We start from the raw sequence: 16,403 nt of genomic DNA on the forward strand, positions 1-16,403 counted from the left end.
CGCGGCCTTCCTGATGCTGAAAAGCCAGCTCTCAGAACTCGCCTATAAATAAAATTTACTATAGTTATACCACCGCTGGAGGTTGAAATTTTCTACAACCATCATGATGCGATAGACATGCAGGCAAAGCATCCTCCTTATTCATGCGCCAATATTCCCGCTTTCCGGCCAATTTATCCGCAGAAATCGATGATAAAAGTTCCACCTTATCAGAGATCGTCGATACATTTAGACTAAAAATATAAACCAGATACAGGAGGGGTTCTTCATGACTAAAAAGAAAAGCTTAGCCGCTTTATCTTTATCGCTGGCCTTTATCTTAGCTTTGGTTGGCTGCGGCCAGGCCAATAACAATAGTTCAGGAAATGAGGGCGCCGGCGGAAAAACCGTCTTGGAATACTACACTTGGACGGATGAAGAGGATTATATGACCAAGGTCGTAGAGGTGTTCAACTCACAGAACAGCGACATTGAAGTCCATATGAACACCATCAGCAACAATGCCGACGAATACAACACAAAAATCATGAATAATCTGTCCGGCGGCTCCACGATGGACGTGTACAGCATAAACGGAACATCCAGCCTTGGCTTGTATTCATCAAAAGGCCAGCTCGTAGAACTGACCGACCGCATCAAGGAGGCCAACATGGATGTCAGCGCTTATGGCCCCAGCTTTCAGGATATTACGAGCGTGCTGACGGAAGGCAAATATTACGCGCTCCCTTACCGCACCTCACAATATGCATTGTTCTATAACAAAACGCTGTTTGAAGAAGCGGGCATCGAATATCCGGCGCAAATGACCTGGAACGAATATGCCGATCTCGCCAAGAGCTTGACCAAAGGCGAAGGCGCGGACAAGCAATGGGGCGGTTACTACGCCGACTGGATTATCGCTCCGCTGGGCGCTTTGCAAGAAGGCTCCACGGTTCTTGACGACAGCTTGGACCCGTTAGCCAATTGGCTGGACTATCTGGACCGCTTGTACTATAAGGACGGCTCCCATATGAGCTACAAGCAAATGAAGGCAGAAAGCATCGACTGGATCAAGCAATTTGAAAGCGGCAATGTCGCCATGATGATTAACGGCGAATGGACGATCAATATGCTGAAGGCGGATATCGCCGCCGGCAAGACCGATATAGAATTCGACATGGCTCCAATGCCATTGCCGGAGGGAATGAACGATCCGATCACAGTCGGAGGCGTAAGTACCTTTATCGGCATCAACCCGCAAAGTAAAAATGCCGACGCCGCCTTTAAATTCGTGCAATTTGTAACCGGTGAACAAGGCGAATCGATCATTGCCGAATCAAGCGTGTTGCCGGCGTACGCCAGCGAGAAGACCCAGGAATCTTTCCTGACGGCAACGGGTCTGCAAGGCAGCGGCTTCTTCTTTGAAGCGAACACCGTCGTGGAAAACCAGCCGGTCCCAAATATCGATGAAGTGAACCGCGTATTTAACGAACAACGGGATCTCTTCCTGTTCCAGGAGCAGGATTCGGCCACAGCCATTCAAAACTTTATCAAAAATCGCCAATCCGTGCTTAATAAGTAATTTTTAAGCCAAGCAAATCGGCCTCCGCATCGTTGTTGGCGGAGGCCGAGCTGATCTTCCGGTAGTAATTCACAAAGGAGGTTGCATTGATGACAAGTAAACGTCTGGCCAACTACAAGTCATACCTTCCGGGGACGTTATTCATTCTTCCGGCCTTCGTCTTGTTTGCGGTATTCATTTTTGTCCCGTTAATTTACGGCTTCGTCATGAGCTTTACCGATTACGGCGGCTTTAACGTTACACCCAATTTCATCGGCTTCAATAACTATACCCATTTGTTTAAGGACGATTATTTCCTTGTTTCGCTAAAAAATAATTTGGTCTATACGGCCCTCTTTGTACCGCTAACGATGGTTCTCGCCTTGTTTTCGGCAATCGCCCTGAACCATGTGCTCAATCTCCGCAAATATTTGCGGATGGCCTTTTACTTCCCGTACATCACTTCCATGGTATCCATTGCCATTGCCTGGGGGCTCTTGTTCAATCCCGTTTCCGGTCCGATCAATTACATGCTGAAGGCTATCGGGATTGCGAATCCGCCGGAATGGCTGATGTCCTCCCAGTGGGCGCTGCTCGCGATCATTCTGGTCGCCGTATGGAAGAGCTTCGGCTACTACATGATTATTCTGCTGGCTGGTATTCAAGGCATTCCCGAGCATCTGTACGAGGCCGCCGAGCTTGACGGCGCCAGCAAGTTCAAGCAGTTTTTGTACGTGACTTTGCCAAGCCTGTCGCCAACGCTGTTTATGGTACTGATTCTTACGATCATTAACTCGTTCCAGGTGTTCGATCTGGTATCCGTCATGACCGACGGCGGTCCGGGCCGCTCCACCAACGTGCTTGTGTTCCGGATTTATCAGGAGGCCTTTATCAACTACCGGATGGGATACGCAGCAGCCATGTCGACTATCCTGTTCCTGATCATCATGGTCATCTCCCTGATTCAATTCCGGCTCGAGAAAAAATGGGTCACCTACTAAAGGAAAGGAGAGCGAGAACCCTATGCAGGATGCGATTGCTAAACTGAAAAGTACCAAGCCCCTCTACTGGCTGCTGCTCGCGGTTTTGGTCATCTTTTCGCTTGCCACCCTTTTCCCGTTCCTATGGATGGTATCGGCCTCTTTGCGGACAGATGTCGATCTGTTCAAAAATCCGATGAACTGGATTCCTCAGTCCTTATATTTGAACAATTATAAAGAAGTCTGGACCGCCATTCCTTTTGCGCAATATTTTTTGAATACCGTCAAGCTATCCGTGATCATTACCGTATTGCAAGTCGTGATTTGCTCTATGGCGGCCTACGCTTTTGCCAAGCTGAAGGTGCCGTTCAAGAACCTCGTTTTCATTCTGTTCATGACCAACCTGATGATGCCATGGCATTCCATCATGGTGCCGCAGTTCTCGGTCGTCAGCAGCTTGGGGTTATATAACAGCCACACCGGATACATTCTGATCCAATTGTTTAGCGGCTTCGGCATCTTCCTGATGCGCCAATTCTTCATGAGCTTACCGAACGAGCTGAATGAGGCTGCAAGGATGGATGGTTACAATGAGTGGAACATATTCTGGAGAATCATGATGCCGCTGTCGGCGGCAAGCCTGTCGACCTTAACGATTTTCACATTTACGTTCATGTGGAATGATTACCTTGCCCCGCTCATTTATTTGAACGACGATGCGTTGAAGACATTGCAGTTGGGCATGAAGGCCTTCCAAACCGAGCATACGATGGATTACGGCCTGCTGATGGCCGGCACCGTGATCGCGACCATTCCGATGGTCGCCGTGTTCCTCATGGGCGAACGCTTCTTTATGCAAAGCGTGGCTACCACAGGAATGAAAAACTAATAAATAGAGGTGTTGAATATGACAGCTTCAAATCGGCATTTTGTTCAGGTTACTGGTGAAAATTTCACCGTAAACGGCGAAAAAATCCTGCTCCGCGGTTTCAACTTAGGCACATGGATGAATCTGGAGCATTTTTTGATCGGCCTTCCCGGCACCGATACTTTGATTAAAAAGACGTTTGAGGAAGTATACGGCAAGGAGCGCACCGCTGATTTCTTCGACCGTTTCTTGATGGAGTATATGGGCGAAAAGGACTTTGAGTTTTTGAAAAAAATCGGCGTTAATCATCTGCGGCTTCCGTTTAACTATAAATACTTTATCGACGATCAAAATCCGGGCGTATATAAGAACGACGGCTTTAAATACCTGGATCATATTGTTGCCCTTTGTGCAAAATATGAGATCTACGCCATTTTGGAGCTTCACTCCGTTCCCGGCGGACAAAACCCCGACTGGCACTGCGATACCTACTCCGGCCTGCCGTTATTCTGGGAGTACGGTGCGCTGCGGGATACGGTTATCGGTCTCTGGGGCCACATCGCGCAGCATTACAAGGACCAGCCTTGGATCGCCGCTTACGATATCGTGAACGAGCCCTCCCTGGTGACAAATGCGGAAGTATTCAATGATTTCTACCGCAAAGTGCTTGCGGAAATCCGCAAATATGACCGGGAGCATATTATTTTCATTGAAGGGAACGCGTTTACGACGGACTTTTCCATGCTGGACCCTGTGGATGACCCGCAGGTGGCTTACGAATTTCACTTCTATCCGTTCGTCAAAGATCCTGCCGTGCTTACGCATGACATGAGCCGCGAACGCAGGAAGGAGATTTTTGCGGAGGAATTCCATCAACTTCTGAAGATCCGCGAGAAATATAAGCGTCCGCTCTGGTGCGGCGAGCTCGGCTTGGTGTTCGAGAAGGAAGATATTCATTTCCAAATGGAGATCATTGAGGATATGCTCGATCTGTGCGAGCAAAACAATGTGTCTTGGGCACTGTGGCTCTATAAAGACGCTAACGTGATGGGCATCGTCTACCCTAAGATCGAGACCCCTTGGCGCCAGTTGACGGAAGAAATCAAACAGGTCTGGAACCAGCACAAGGAGCAGGAGAAGGGCGAAGCCTTGGTCGACTACATGGCCGAGACCTACTTCCAGCCGATCTCCAAGGAAGAACGGTATCCGCTGCAATTCCGCATGAGAACGATTATGCAGGCGATCTGTGTCGAACAGAACCTGAAGCCCTATCTGCAAAAACGCTCCTGGGAGGAAATGTCCAAGCTGCCTGAATCCTTCCGTTGGGAGAACTGCGAGCATTGGAGCAAGCTTGAGGAATTGATTGAGAAGTATACGAAGGCATAAACACCAAGGAGACCTTGCTGATACCAGGGTCTCCTTGGTGCTTCTTCTATTTGTTCCAAGCTGATGATCCTATTCAGTTAATACAAGCTTTTACTTTTACTACTTCCGCTTTATCCGCACACTGATAATCTGATTCGGCGCATAGGCCAGCTCAAGGGTATCCAGTGCGAAAGGCACCGCTTCTCCCGGGCTCTCCATCAAATCACACGCCGTGGCCGATTTAATTGCAAACGGCAGTTGAATCTTGGCGGTTCCGTGTGAGCCGTAAACTTCGGTCAAGCGAAGAACCACATCATTGCTGCCATCCTCTGCGAGCTTGAAGGCTTGTACCTTCAGGGCGGAGGAGGAGTTCTTCAGCACCGCCCGTTCCTCCACAGCCAACTTCCGTCCGACATATACCGGTGCAGGCTGGTTCTGTTGGTATGCACTTTCTACCAAGCCTTCCGCGATACCGCTTGGTCCGTGCGGATAGATGGAGTACGTGAAGTAGTGCGTTCCCTGATCGCTTGTCCGGTCAGGACGAATCGGAGCTTTTAGCAAACTGAGCCGAATCACGTTCTCTTCAACGTCGCAGCCGTATTTGCAATCATTCAGGATGGACACCCCGAACATGCCCTCGGACAGATCGACCCACTTATGACAAGGCACTTCAAAGCGCGCCTGCTCCCAGGTGGTGTTCTTATTATTCATGCGCTCCATGACCCCTGCCGAAGTATCGGTGGTGTACGTTCTGGCTTTGACATTAACCGGGAAGGCTACCTTCAGCAGTCTCTCCTTCTCATGCCAGTCGACCCAGGTCTCGAAATCGACGCGAGGGCTGTTGGCATGCAGGCGGACAACCTGAACCGCACGGCTGTTGCTGAAGGATTTCTCCATGCGAATCGCTACGGAAATCGGGCCATCCTCCACGACAGTAATATTGGTCCATCCGTCAAAGTTAAGCTGATGATTTTTGTAGGTTTTTACGATGTCCCAAGCGTTGTAAATCCCCGGGCAATCCTCGAACAATTGCCACTGGTTAAGCAGCTCTCCAGGAGCATTGACCTGCTGTCTGCGAACCTTATCGATCATCTGCACGATGTTGCCTTCCGCATCCAGATGAACGGATACGAATGCATTCTCCAGGCTCGAGGTTGACACTCGAAGGCCTGCCGGCTTCTCCATAACAACATTGGAGGCTCTGAACTCGCCCAGACTGAATCCATCCAGCTCCAGCTCGGTGCAATATCTTTCATCGCCTTCAGGCGTCACTTGCTTCTGAACCGGATAGATCCGGTTGTTCTTGTCCACGATGGACGGTGCGGTTACCGGCTCGTTGAAGACAGACAAGGTTTGCTTGCCGGAGAAGGCATTTACCGCGACGAAGCTGCCTTCCTGGGCTACCGTAAAGGTATCCATTGCTTTGACATTCAGATTATGGAACTCGGCATTCATCTCTTCATAAGTACGAACGGCATCGATGCCTACCGGATGGGTATGGCTGCCTGGAAGAATGTCGTGGAACTGGTTGAACAACAGCTTCTTCCAAGGTACCGAGATTTCTTCTTGGGTCACGATGATGCGGTTAGCCAACAGCGCCGCAATCGCCGCGGTCGCCTCTGTCTGCTGGGCCAGGAACTCACCCTTGCGGTTGAAGCGTTTCAGTTCCCCCTTGGTCGTAAAGGTTCCGCGGTGCATCTCCAGATATAAATCTCCGTCCCATTCCGGGAACTCGGAGGTATCCGCGAACACACCATGCAGATATTCCTTGCCGGTGGTCAGACGCATTTGCGGAATACCGCCCATTTGCTGCTCACGATAGTAGTATTCCATCATTTCATTGGTGATCCCGCTGCCGCCGTCACCGTAGCCGAACATTTGCAAGGACTCATCGCAGTACGACTTGTCCTGGAACGCTTCCCAACTGCCGATCAACTGATTGGGGTCCATCCAGCTATTGAAATGCACGGGAGGTACGCAAGCATTGACGATGGAACCGTCCAGCCCCTTCCAGAGGAAGTTGTTATGCGGGAAGGTATTCGTATCGTTCCAGGTAGACATTTTGTTGGAGACAAAGTAATCAACGCCGCCCTGCTTCAAAATTTGCGGCATAATGGGGCTGTTGCCGAATACATCCGGAAGCCAGGCGATATCGACATCCACGCCGAACTCCTTCAAGAAGTACTGCTTGCCATACATGATTTGCCGTGCCAGGCTCTCCGCGTTGACCAAGTTGCAATCCGGCTCCACATACATGGCGCCGACGATCTCCCAGCGTCCTTCCGCTACACGGCGTTTCACCTCTTCAAATAGCGGCGGATAATACTTTTGCAGCATCTCATAGGCCCAGGCCTGAGTATGGGAGTATTTGAACTCCGGATAACGGTCCATCAGGCGAAGCTGAATCAGAACCGTCCGGGCGTTCTTCTGAATCGTCTGTCCCATCGTCCAATGGTAAGCCAGATCCAGGTGGGAATGGGCCACACAAGCCAGCTTGCCGTTCTTGCCGAAGCGGCCGCTCGGTTCAAATACATTTTGCTGAATGTATTCCCGAATCGCCGGAGCTGCTTGTCTGAACTCCTCATCATCGTCGCTTTCGAAGAACGGGAACAGCTTGAGGATCTTTTCTACATGGCTCGTATAGTACGCTTTCGCGCCCTCTTCCATATAATCCGCATAAGCACTTTGATACAGCATATCCAGGTCATATTTCAAGCCAAGCATGACATCGTCAATGACAACCAGGCAGGGACGCTTGAACGTCTGAACACAGCCCTTCAGGTTGCGGGCGGTACCTCGGTCATCATCCGGTTTGGAGCGGGTGTAGCATTCCAGAATCATCTGATGCTGCTCCCCGGCCTTGGCATTGTCTATAAAGGCACACCAGCTGCGGTTCGGGTCCAATCCATCTACATAGCGGCCGTTATCAGAGATAATCACCTCTGTTGCTGTGTACATATAAAGGTAGACCTTCTTACCTTCCAGCTCCTTGGGAATCGTGAAATCACACTTGAACATACAAGTGATATCCGGTCCGCCCCACTTATCCCCTTCCTGAATCGGATGGAAGTCATCCTCCCATACATAAGCATCCGGTTCATAACGACCGTTGCGCACCAGCCAGTTATCCAAAGGGTACATTTCTTTAAAAATACGTTGGTCGATCTGCTCAAATACAAGCTTGGACCATTTTTGCATGCTGACGCTTCTGCGTTCTACCGCGATGTGTGCCACTCTCGTATCCTCCGTTCTATCTTGCGTAGTAAGGAATATGTTTGTTGATCTTTACTTTGAATTCTGTGCCAAAACGCTTGGATACCCGTTCCTTGATCCAATGGTTCAACTCAGGATCACAGCATTGGCATGCTGCGCAATCCCCGTGAGCACCCAGAATAATCGTGTTATCTTCGAATCCTTCAAATACAATATCTCCGCCGTCCACACGGGTCATAGGACGGATTTCATTCATAATAATGTCTTCTATCTGTCTAGCAAGCTCCATATCCAACCCTCCTCATGATGTTGAAACCTGTATTCGTTAACCCTTGACCGCACCTGCTGTCATAGCGGACACGATGAATCTTTGCAGAATGACGAAAATAAGCAAGGTCGGGAAAATACCGATGACAGCAGCGGCCGCCAAGTAGTGCGTAGTAATGGAATCCGCTGTGGATTGAAGGTTAACCAGACCTACCGAAATCGGGTACAATGCAGAGTCGTTCAACAAGATGAACGGCACGATAAATTGGGCCCAGCTCTTGACTACCACCAGAATGACGACCGAGACGATCCCTGGAACGACCAGAGGAAGAACGGCCATACACATCGTCTGGAACTTGTTACAGCCATCGATTGCCGCGGCTTCATCCAGTTCTTTAGGTACCGTGTCGATATATCCTTTGATGGACCATACCGCAAAAGGAAGCACAACAGCAATGTAGACGAAGATCAAGCTGCCGTAATTGTTCAGCATACCGAGACGACTCAAGTATTTGTAGAGCGGAATTACGACGATCAGAGGTGAGATCATCTGGAAGAACAAGATGGCCAGCATCGTCATTTTTTTGCCTTTAAAGTTAAATCTGGAGAAGGCATAGGCTGCAGGCAGACAGAAGATCAAGCTGCCGATGACCGTTACCAGAACAATAATTAGCGAGTTTTTCAAGTAACCGAAAATATCTGTCTTCCATAGAACATATCTGTAGTTGTCGAAATTGAATTGATTCGGCAACAGCTTCGGCGGAGACTGGAATAGCTCCGGCACCGTCTTGAAGGACAGGGATACCAGCCACAAAAAGGGCAGTAGAAAGAACAAAGAAATCAAAATATACACCAGGTATAAGCCAATGGAGGCTCTTATTTTTGCGCTTTTGCTTATCATTATGCAGTCTCCTAACATAGACCGCATGTATCCGGGAGGACCTCCCGGATACATGCGTCACGGATAATTATTATGCGTCCTCGCCGCTGCGTCTCAGGAACCAGAAGTAGAGAGCCGCCATCAATCCGTTGATCAACAGAAGAATCGTAGCGTATGCCGAGCCCGAGCCCAAATTCATATGAACGAATATTTGGTTGTAGGCAGTGAGCGCCAGAACCTCTGTAGAGTTGCCGGGACCGCCGGAAGTCAGCGACATCACCATATCAAAGGTATTGAAGGTGTTGATGATGTTGAGAATGACATTGATGGAAAGGACCGAACTGATCGATGGGAGCGTAACATGAATCAGACGCTGCCAGGAAGAGGCCCCATCGATATCCGCTGCTTCCAGAACATCTCTGGAGATCGTCTTTAAACCGGAGTAAGACAAAATCATACTCTGGGCAGTACCTCTCCAGATGTTGGCGATGATCGTGCAGACCAGCGCCGAACCAGCAGAGGTCAAGAAAGTAACATTGGTGATGCCAACGGCATGCAGCATCGAGGTCAGAATACCTGATTCGGATTCATTCAAGAAGATCTTCCAGATGACCCCGATAATAACGCCCGGGATGGCCCAAGCAAGCAGCGTAACTACCCGTACGAAGACAGTTCCGCGAAGCTTGAGCTCCTCCCCCTTCACGATAGCAAGTGCAATCGCAAGCCCCAAAACCGTCTGACCGACGACGCTGAAGAAGACGAAGACAAAGGTTGTCCACAACGTTTGATAGACTTGGCTGTCACTGAGAATATTGATAAATGAGCTGAACGTATAGGAATAATCCTTTCCTGTCAGCGATGCATCGGTGAAGCTGTAGCGTATGACTTCAAAGGTCGGATACACGAAGGTGACCAACAGGACAAGGATCAGTGGAGCAATCCAGTAGACCGGCCCCTGCGCCAGACGGCTTACAACTCCCTTTTTAGGATTCGGTGCGGTTTGAAGCATGCGTTTCACTCCCTGAAAATTACTTGCCTACTTTTTTTATAATATTCTCTAAAGCTTTCTCGGCAGTTGAAGCACCCGTAACAATTTCTCCGATAGCGACTTGCAGCTCACTGGAGAGCGCAGTATATTCAGATACTGGCGGACGGCTTTGCGCCTGATCCAGGTAGGATGCAAATTGCTTGGCATAGGCATCTTCTGCAAACGCAGGAGTGTTGTCATAAACAGAACGTCTGGTCGGGAGGAAGCCTCCGATCTCACACCATTCGCCTGCAGCCGCATCATCGGAATACAGACTAAGTACGAAGTCTGCAGCCAGTTCAGCCTTTTGCTTGTCCGTTGCGAACACGACGTTTGTCCATCCGCCTGCGGAAGAGCTGGCGGCATCTCCGGCATGAATGACTGGCAATTCAGCAATGCCCCACTTCTGTTCGAAGGTATCCGCACCGACAATCTCCTTGATTTGAGGAACTGCGGAGCTGGAAGCAATAAACATGCCATACTTGTCGGTAGTCAAGTCACCGAACATATTGGATTCCTTGTCGAACTCTACTACGCGTTGCGGTGTTACGCCTTCCTTCACGGTGTTCTCGAAGAAGGAGAGGAAGTTGAGCATGGCTGTCTTGGCTTCTCCATCCTGGAATGCAATGCTGTTATCATCATTCAACAACGGGAAGCCTTGGCTCCAGTAAATGCCGAGGTGATTGTTGACAGCGCCCTCGTTGCGCCCAGCGACATAAATAAGTCCGGTCATGCCAGGATTATCTTCTTGCAGTTTCTTCGCAGTGCTGATCAATTCGTCCACCGTTGCTGGAGGCGCAGAAATCAGGTCTTTTCTGTAATAAAGAGCCCGGACATCAGTTGTGTACCAGTCACTTAGGATGTCTCCGCCTTCTCCGTCAGGCTGCATGGTGCTGAGCATGAACGGGAAGTAGTCGTCGATCGAGATGCCTTTAGCAGCCATCGCATCGTTCAAAGGCTGTGCATATTCGGCAACGGACGGCATCATGAAGGAGTCGACTGCAGCCACATCCGGAGCGGTCCCTTCTGCAAGCTTGAGCTGCAGCTTCGCCATGTTATCTGTCGAATTATTGCTTGTGCTGATCGGCTTGATTTTTACGTTTGGATGCTCTTCGATCCAAGCCTTCATTTTCTTCGTCAAGTAGTCTACCCGTGCCGGTGAAGTCGCTTCCAAGGATTGGCTCGGGTTCGGCTGCCAGGTAATTTCGATTTCGGCCTCCTGATAACCGATCAATTGCGGGCTGATGATCATTTGTCCGCCAGGATGCTTCTTGATAATGTCTTCGTTGCTTGCATTCGCTCCGCTGCCCGAAGTGTTGGCCGGCGTATTGTTTTGAGCCGCGTTGTCCTTGTTGCTGGACCCGCATCCGCTCAGCAGCAAGGTTAGTGTCATCACTGCTGCAAGTGCGTATGAGAATGTCTTTTTCAAAGTAGTCCCTCCGTTTTCGTTGTAATAATATGGGACGCTAGCATAACCCCCGCCGGAGTGAAAGCACTTTCAAGCTTATCTATAAGCACTGGCAAAAAGGAGGCTCAAGTTGGCTGTGTCCTGGTGCGCATTCTCCTTAACGCCTTCATGTGCCTTGGTGAGAGTGCCATCGAGTGCCTCGGTTGATAAGCGTGCCCCCCGATAGTTCAAATATATCACCGGGCTCTTGCCCCCACATCGTTTGCCCATCCAAAATCAAGGGCATTTTTAGCGGGAAAATTGTACTGCAGCACAAGCCTGATTATTGTTTCTATTTCTGTAATTGCTCGAAGGTCAGCAGCAGTTTGATTTTGATCAGATCATTAAATTTCCGGTAATCCATTTGCAGCAGCTGAGAAATCTTGTCCAGCCTGTAAAATAGCGTGTTTCGATGCACATGAAGGATCGCTGCTGTCTCCTTCACGTCGAGATCGCAATCCATGAAGGTTCGCAGTGTCTGCTTGTAGTCCTCGTTCAGTTGGCCCGACCATTTGTACTGCTGCATAAATTCCTTCTGCATATGCTGCGGGATTGTATCCAGATAAGGGACGATTCCCCACTCCTCAATACTGCTAGCCCGAGGCTCCCGTTCGAACCGTTTGCTCAAGCGGATACAGTTGCGCGCTTCATTGTAGGAGGCCTTATACCCAGCAAGCCCTGAGCGTGCTTGTCCAACGCCGATGTAGTAATGGTAGCCATACTTCTTCAGGTATTGCTCTACCTTGGCATAGACTGGCTTATGCAGCTGCTCCTCCACAGGTAATGCGATGAAAAATGAACCGTCCTCAATATAGGCATAGAAGGAATGAAAGCTTATAAGCGTTTTCAACCCATTTGAAAATTGTTCTTTCCGATCATTGATTCGCTGCAGTGAATCTCCTCCTGACAGCTCCTCCGACCACTTCATCTCCTCGATCTCCACGACCATGATGATCCGTTCTACGCTAAGATCAATTTGAAGCGAACGCGCCGTCATCTTCAGCTTCTTCTCCCTCAGCTCATGCGGAGCGATCAGCTCCATAATGAAGCCTTCCAACGCCATTTTGCGAAAATGAAGCTGCTTGTTCATATGAATTTGCTCCAGCAAAATTTCTACGTTCATTTTGATGATGGTGCCGAATTTGTAAACCTCCGCCGGATCCCCTGTGATCCCTACTACACCCACGATATTGTCCTGAAATTCAATGGGCAGGTTGACCCCAGGCTTGGAGCCCGGCAAGTTGTGGCTGTCCTCTTCACGAATAATCTGCTGCGTCCGCGATGCAAGCACCTGCAGTGCGCCTTCATGCTGTTGTCCTATCCGTCCTGCTTGACCACTGGCAACAATGATTCCCTGCTCATCCATGATGTTAATGTTGAAATCCATAACAGACATCAGTTGACTTGCAATCGGCAATGCCAGCTCGGCAGTAATTTTCATCGAGCAATCCCCCTGACAAAATAACCGGCTACAGATCACATAGCCGGTCGCCTTCGCTTATCATAGCGCAGAATTTTATACAAGGATACCAGATTTTCAGTTTACAATTCAGCTTAAATTTCTCCCATATCCTGAAGTATTTTCTTGAGCTTTTCCAGGTTTTCTTCAGAGCAACAGGTATTGGGAAGAATGGGCTTTCCAGCCTGCAGACCAATGAGGTTCACAGCATCCTTCGTCGCTACCGGGAAGCTTCCCAAATTCCATGCCGTTCGCAGCGGGGCCAGCTTGTACTGTGCCTCCAACGCGCCCGGAATATCTCCGGCCATGAATTTATCGTAAATTTCTACAACCAGCCGCGGCACGACATTGGCCGTAGAAGCTACACAGCCTGCGCCACCGTAGACCAGTGTGCTCAGGATCATAATATCTCTACCCGCAAGCACCTTGAAATCCTGGTGTCTCGTACGCCGGATGAATTCAGCCGTTAAGGTCTGATCGCCGCTGCTATCCTTCATACCGACGATATTCGGGATTTCAGTCAGTCGCTCAAGCAGCCCTGCCGAGATGTTATTGCCGACCTTGTCGGGATTGTTATAGAGCAGAACCGGCAGACGGGTTGATTCCGCAATTTTCTTGAAATGGTGATACAGCTCATTCTCAGTAGGTGTCAGAAACATCGGCGGCAGGATAGAAATGGCTTGTGCCCCCAGTTCCTCATAAAGACGGGCTTGCTTGATCCCTTCTCTGGTCGTAATCGAGGCGATGCCTGCATAGACCGGCACTCTCCCCGCACTTTGCTCTACCGCGACGGCAACGACCCGCCCGAGATCCTCCGGATCCAGTCCGAAGAATTCTCCGTTACTGCCCAACGCCAGGATGCCATGAACCCCGCCATCAATGACATGATCCACAATGCGACGGGAGCTTTGTTCGTCCAGCCGTTCGTTCTCATCAACCGGGGTTACAATCGGGGGAACGACGCCTCGAATAAATGTAGTATCCATCAGGTCTCTCCTTACCGATTAACGCTGGACTTCTGTCTGTGCCAGCTTCTCATAATAGCGAATAAGCGCGCTGTGGTCCGCGGTTCCCAAGCCATCCACTTTTAGGGCATGCATCATTTCCAGGACAGCCGCAGTAAGCGGAAGCGGTACGCCAATGCCGTGTGAAGTATCCAGCGCATTGGTCAAATCCTTGATATGCAAGTCAATACGGAAGCCCGGATCAATCTTACGGTCCAGCATCATAGGTGCTTTAGCTTCCATTACCGTACTACCCGCCAGGCCGCCGCGGATGGCTTCAAATACCAGTTCAGGCTGTACACCAGCTTTGTTAGCCAACACCAGAGCTTCGGACAAGGCCGCAATATTCAAGGCTACGACGACCTGATTCGCCAACTTGGTAATATTCCCTGCGCCAACGTCTCCGGTATGAACAACCGAGCCCGCCATAGCTTTCAGAAGATGATAATGCTCGTCGAACAGCTGCTTGTCTCCACCGACCATGACGGACATAGTGCCGTCAATCGCCTTTGGTTCTCCGCCGCTGACCGGAGCGTCAAGGAAAGCAATCCCGCGTTGTTCCAGCGCAACAGCGATCTCCCGGCTCACTAGCGGAGCGATCGAGCTCATATCAATAACTACCGTTCCGGCTTTTGCGCCTTCCGCTACCCCGTTCTCACCGAGCACAACCTCTTGCACATGAGGGGAGTTCGGCAGCATCGTAATAATAACCTCTGCCTGTCTTGCCACCTCTGCAGGTGTGTTAGCGACAGCAGCTCCCGCTTTTTGAAGCTCCTCCAGAACCACCGGATTCTGATCCATCACCACCAAGCTGTAGCCCGCTTTGATCAAGTTCAAGCTCATCGGCTTTCCCATAATTCCCAGACCAATAAATCCAACCTTTTTCATGTATATTTCCTCCTCTATTTTGGTTTGAAGCAGCTTAGAGTACGAAGACATTCTCTTAACGTGCGTGTCCAAAAAGCCGGCTTTCTTCAGCTCTTAACGCACCATGCAAGGGCGCTTGTTATCGAATGCCCAGCCCGGAATCAGATATTGCATTCCCACCGCATCGTCACGGGAACCCAGTCCCATGTTCAGATACAGTTGGTGGGCTTTCATCACCTGTTCCATATCCAGCTCAATCCCCAAGCCCGGCTTTTCAGGAACCTCTACCATGCCTTCGACAATTTGCAGCGGTTCTTTCGTTAGCCGGTCTTCACCTTCCTGCCAGATCCAGTGAGTATCGATCGCTGTAATATTACCGGGCGCCGCAGCAGCAACATGTGTAAACATCGCCAACGAAATATCAAAATGGTTATTGGAATGCGACCCCCAGGTTAATCCCCACTCATGACAGAGCTGCGCTACACGAACAGAGCCTTGCATCGTCCAGAAGTGCGGGTCTGCCAGCGGAATATCCACCGATTGCAACGCGATTGTATGCCCCATTTGCCGCCAATCGGTAGCGATCATGTTCGTAGCGGTCGGCAAGCCTGTTTGTTTCTTGAACTCCGCCATAATCTCGCGCCCGGAAAATCCGTCCTCCGCTCCGCAAGGGTCTTCGGCATAGGCCAGAACATGATGCTTGTCCCGGCACAGACGTACTGCATCCTTCAAGAGCCATCCCCCGTTAGGATCCAGCGTGATTCGTGCTTGCGGGAAGCGCTCGGCAAGCGCGGTTACGGCCTCGATCTCCTCTTCTCCGCGAAGCACGCCGCCTTTAAGCTTGAAGTCATTGAAGCCGTATTTCTCATAAGCCGCTTCCGCCAGACGCACAATAGCTTCCGGGGTCATCGCTTCCTCACGGCGGATGCGGTACCAGGCATCGTCCGAATCCGGCGCAGGGGTGTACGGGAGATCCGTCTTGTTGCGATCCCCGATATAGAACAGATAGCCTAGCATTTCTACTTTTTTACGTTGCTGGCCTTCGCCCAGCAATGCAGCTACAGGAACGCCCAGATATTGTCCGAGCAGATCCAGCAACGCTGCTTCCACCGCGGTGACAGCATGAATGGCAATACGCAGATCAAAGGTTTGCAGTCCGCGTCCACCCGAATCACGATCCGCAAAGGCAATGCGCATCCGGTTCAGAATGCCGTTGTACATCCCGATGGATTGTCCGATCACCAAGGTGCGGGCATCCTCAAGCGTCTTGCGGATATTCTCTCCGCCCGGCACCTCGCCAACGCCGGTTCTGCCTGAGCTGTCCTCCAGAATCACGATATTGCGTGTGAAATAAGGACCATGCGCACCGCTGAGATTCAGAAGCATGCTATCCCGACCGGCTACCGGGATCACCTTCATATTCGTAATAACAGGTGTCCCGGTGTATGCCGACGGGTCCTGTAATGTTGTCTGATTCATCATGGTT

The 16,403-nt window shown here is 50.3% G+C and carries 14 protein-coding genes; 4 read left to right on the plus strand and 10 right to left on the minus strand.

Features of this window, described 5'->3' with window-relative positions; genetic code table 11:
* The first annotated feature begins 268 nt into the window (after positions 1-268).
* Entirely contained in the window at positions 269-1,561 is a 1,293-nt protein-coding gene (locus TX85_RS19140) for an ABC transporter substrate-binding protein (RefSeq protein ID WP_044481341.1), read from the plus strand.
* Here TX85_RS19140 and TX85_RS27995 read toward each other — a convergent pair.
* Positions 1,551-1,673, minus strand: coding sequence for a hypothetical protein (locus TX85_RS27995; RefSeq protein ID WP_262362696.1), 123 nt, complete (start codon positions 1,671-1,673; stop codon positions 1,551-1,553). The genes TX85_RS19140 and TX85_RS27995 overlap by 11 nt on opposite strands.
* Here TX85_RS27995 and TX85_RS19145 point away from each other — a divergent pair.
* From TX85_RS19145 to TX85_RS19155, 3 genes are read left to right on the plus strand one after another with little or no spacing between them, the layout of a single operon-like run.
* Positions 1,651-2,541 carry a carbohydrate ABC transporter permease gene (locus TX85_RS19145; RefSeq protein WP_044481342.1) on the plus strand — a complete coding sequence of 297 codons (891 nt, stop codon included), beginning with the start codon at positions 1,651-1,653 and terminating at the stop codon, positions 2,539-2,541. The two genes, TX85_RS27995 and TX85_RS19145, sit on opposite strands and share 23 nt — an antisense overlap.
* Before the next feature lie 22 nt (positions 2,542-2,563).
* Entirely contained in the window at positions 2,564-3,409 is an 846-nt protein-coding gene (locus tag TX85_RS19150) for a carbohydrate ABC transporter permease (protein WP_049895080.1), read from the plus strand.
* Positions 3,410-3,427: 18 nt separating this feature from the next.
* Positions 3,428-4,774: a glycoside hydrolase family 5 protein gene (locus TX85_RS19155; RefSeq protein ID WP_044481343.1), complete on the plus strand. Its 1,347-nt coding sequence runs from the start codon at positions 3,428-3,430 to the stop codon at positions 4,772-4,774.
* A 99-nt stretch (positions 4,775-4,873) separates the two neighbouring features.
* Here TX85_RS19155 and TX85_RS19160 read toward each other — a convergent pair whose 3' ends face one another.
* From TX85_RS19160 to gudD, 9 genes are all read right to left on the minus strand, one after another.
* A complete protein-coding gene (locus TX85_RS19160) occupies positions 4,874-7,987 on the minus strand; it encodes an alpha-mannosidase (RefSeq protein WP_044481345.1) in 3,114 nt (1,037 codons plus the stop codon).
* Positions 7,988-8,003: 16 nt separating this feature from the next.
* Complete coding sequence (locus TX85_RS19165) at positions 8,004-8,255, minus strand: NifU family protein (protein ID WP_044481346.1); 252 nt, start codon at positions 8,253-8,255, stop codon at positions 8,004-8,006.
* Between the two features lie 36 nt (positions 8,256-8,291).
* On the minus strand, positions 8,292-9,134 hold the full coding sequence (locus TX85_RS19170; protein ID WP_044481347.1) for a carbohydrate ABC transporter permease: 843 nt from the start codon (positions 9,132-9,134) through the stop codon (positions 8,292-8,294).
* Positions 9,135-9,204: 70 nt separating this feature from the next.
* Positions 9,205-10,122, minus strand: coding sequence for a carbohydrate ABC transporter permease (locus tag TX85_RS19175; protein WP_044481349.1), 918 nt, complete (start codon positions 10,120-10,122; stop codon positions 9,205-9,207).
* A gap of 19 nt (positions 10,123-10,141) precedes the next feature.
* Complete coding sequence (locus tag TX85_RS19180) at positions 10,142-11,569, minus strand: extracellular solute-binding protein (protein WP_044481350.1); 1,428 nt, start codon at positions 11,567-11,569, stop codon at positions 10,142-10,144.
* 310 nt (positions 11,570-11,879) lie between these two features.
* Positions 11,880-13,028 carry a CdaR family transcriptional regulator gene (locus TX85_RS19185; protein WP_044481351.1) on the minus strand — a complete coding sequence of 383 codons (1,149 nt, stop codon included), beginning with the start codon at positions 13,026-13,028 and terminating at the stop codon, positions 11,880-11,882.
* A gap of 113 nt (positions 13,029-13,141) precedes the next feature.
* Complete coding sequence (locus TX85_RS19190) at positions 13,142-14,032, minus strand: dihydrodipicolinate synthase family protein (protein WP_044481353.1); 891 nt, start codon at positions 14,030-14,032, stop codon at positions 13,142-13,144.
* 18 nt (positions 14,033-14,050) lie between these two features.
* Complete coding sequence (garR, locus tag TX85_RS19195) at positions 14,051-14,989, minus strand: 2-hydroxy-3-oxopropionate reductase (protein ID WP_071784223.1); 939 nt, start codon at positions 14,987-14,989, stop codon at positions 14,051-14,053.
* 42 nt (positions 14,990-15,031) lie between these two features.
* Positions 15,032-16,399, minus strand: a complete 1,368-nt coding sequence (gene gudD, locus TX85_RS19200; RefSeq protein WP_101781191.1) for a glucarate dehydratase — start codon at positions 16,397-16,399, stop codon at positions 15,032-15,034.
* Positions 16,400-16,403: the final 4 nt, after the last annotated feature.

Origin of the sequence: Paenibacillus antibioticophila (assembly GCF_000455265.1) — a bacterium.
Classification (GTDB): domain Bacteria; phylum Bacillota; class Bacilli; order Paenibacillales; family Paenibacillaceae; genus Fontibacillus; species Fontibacillus antibioticophila.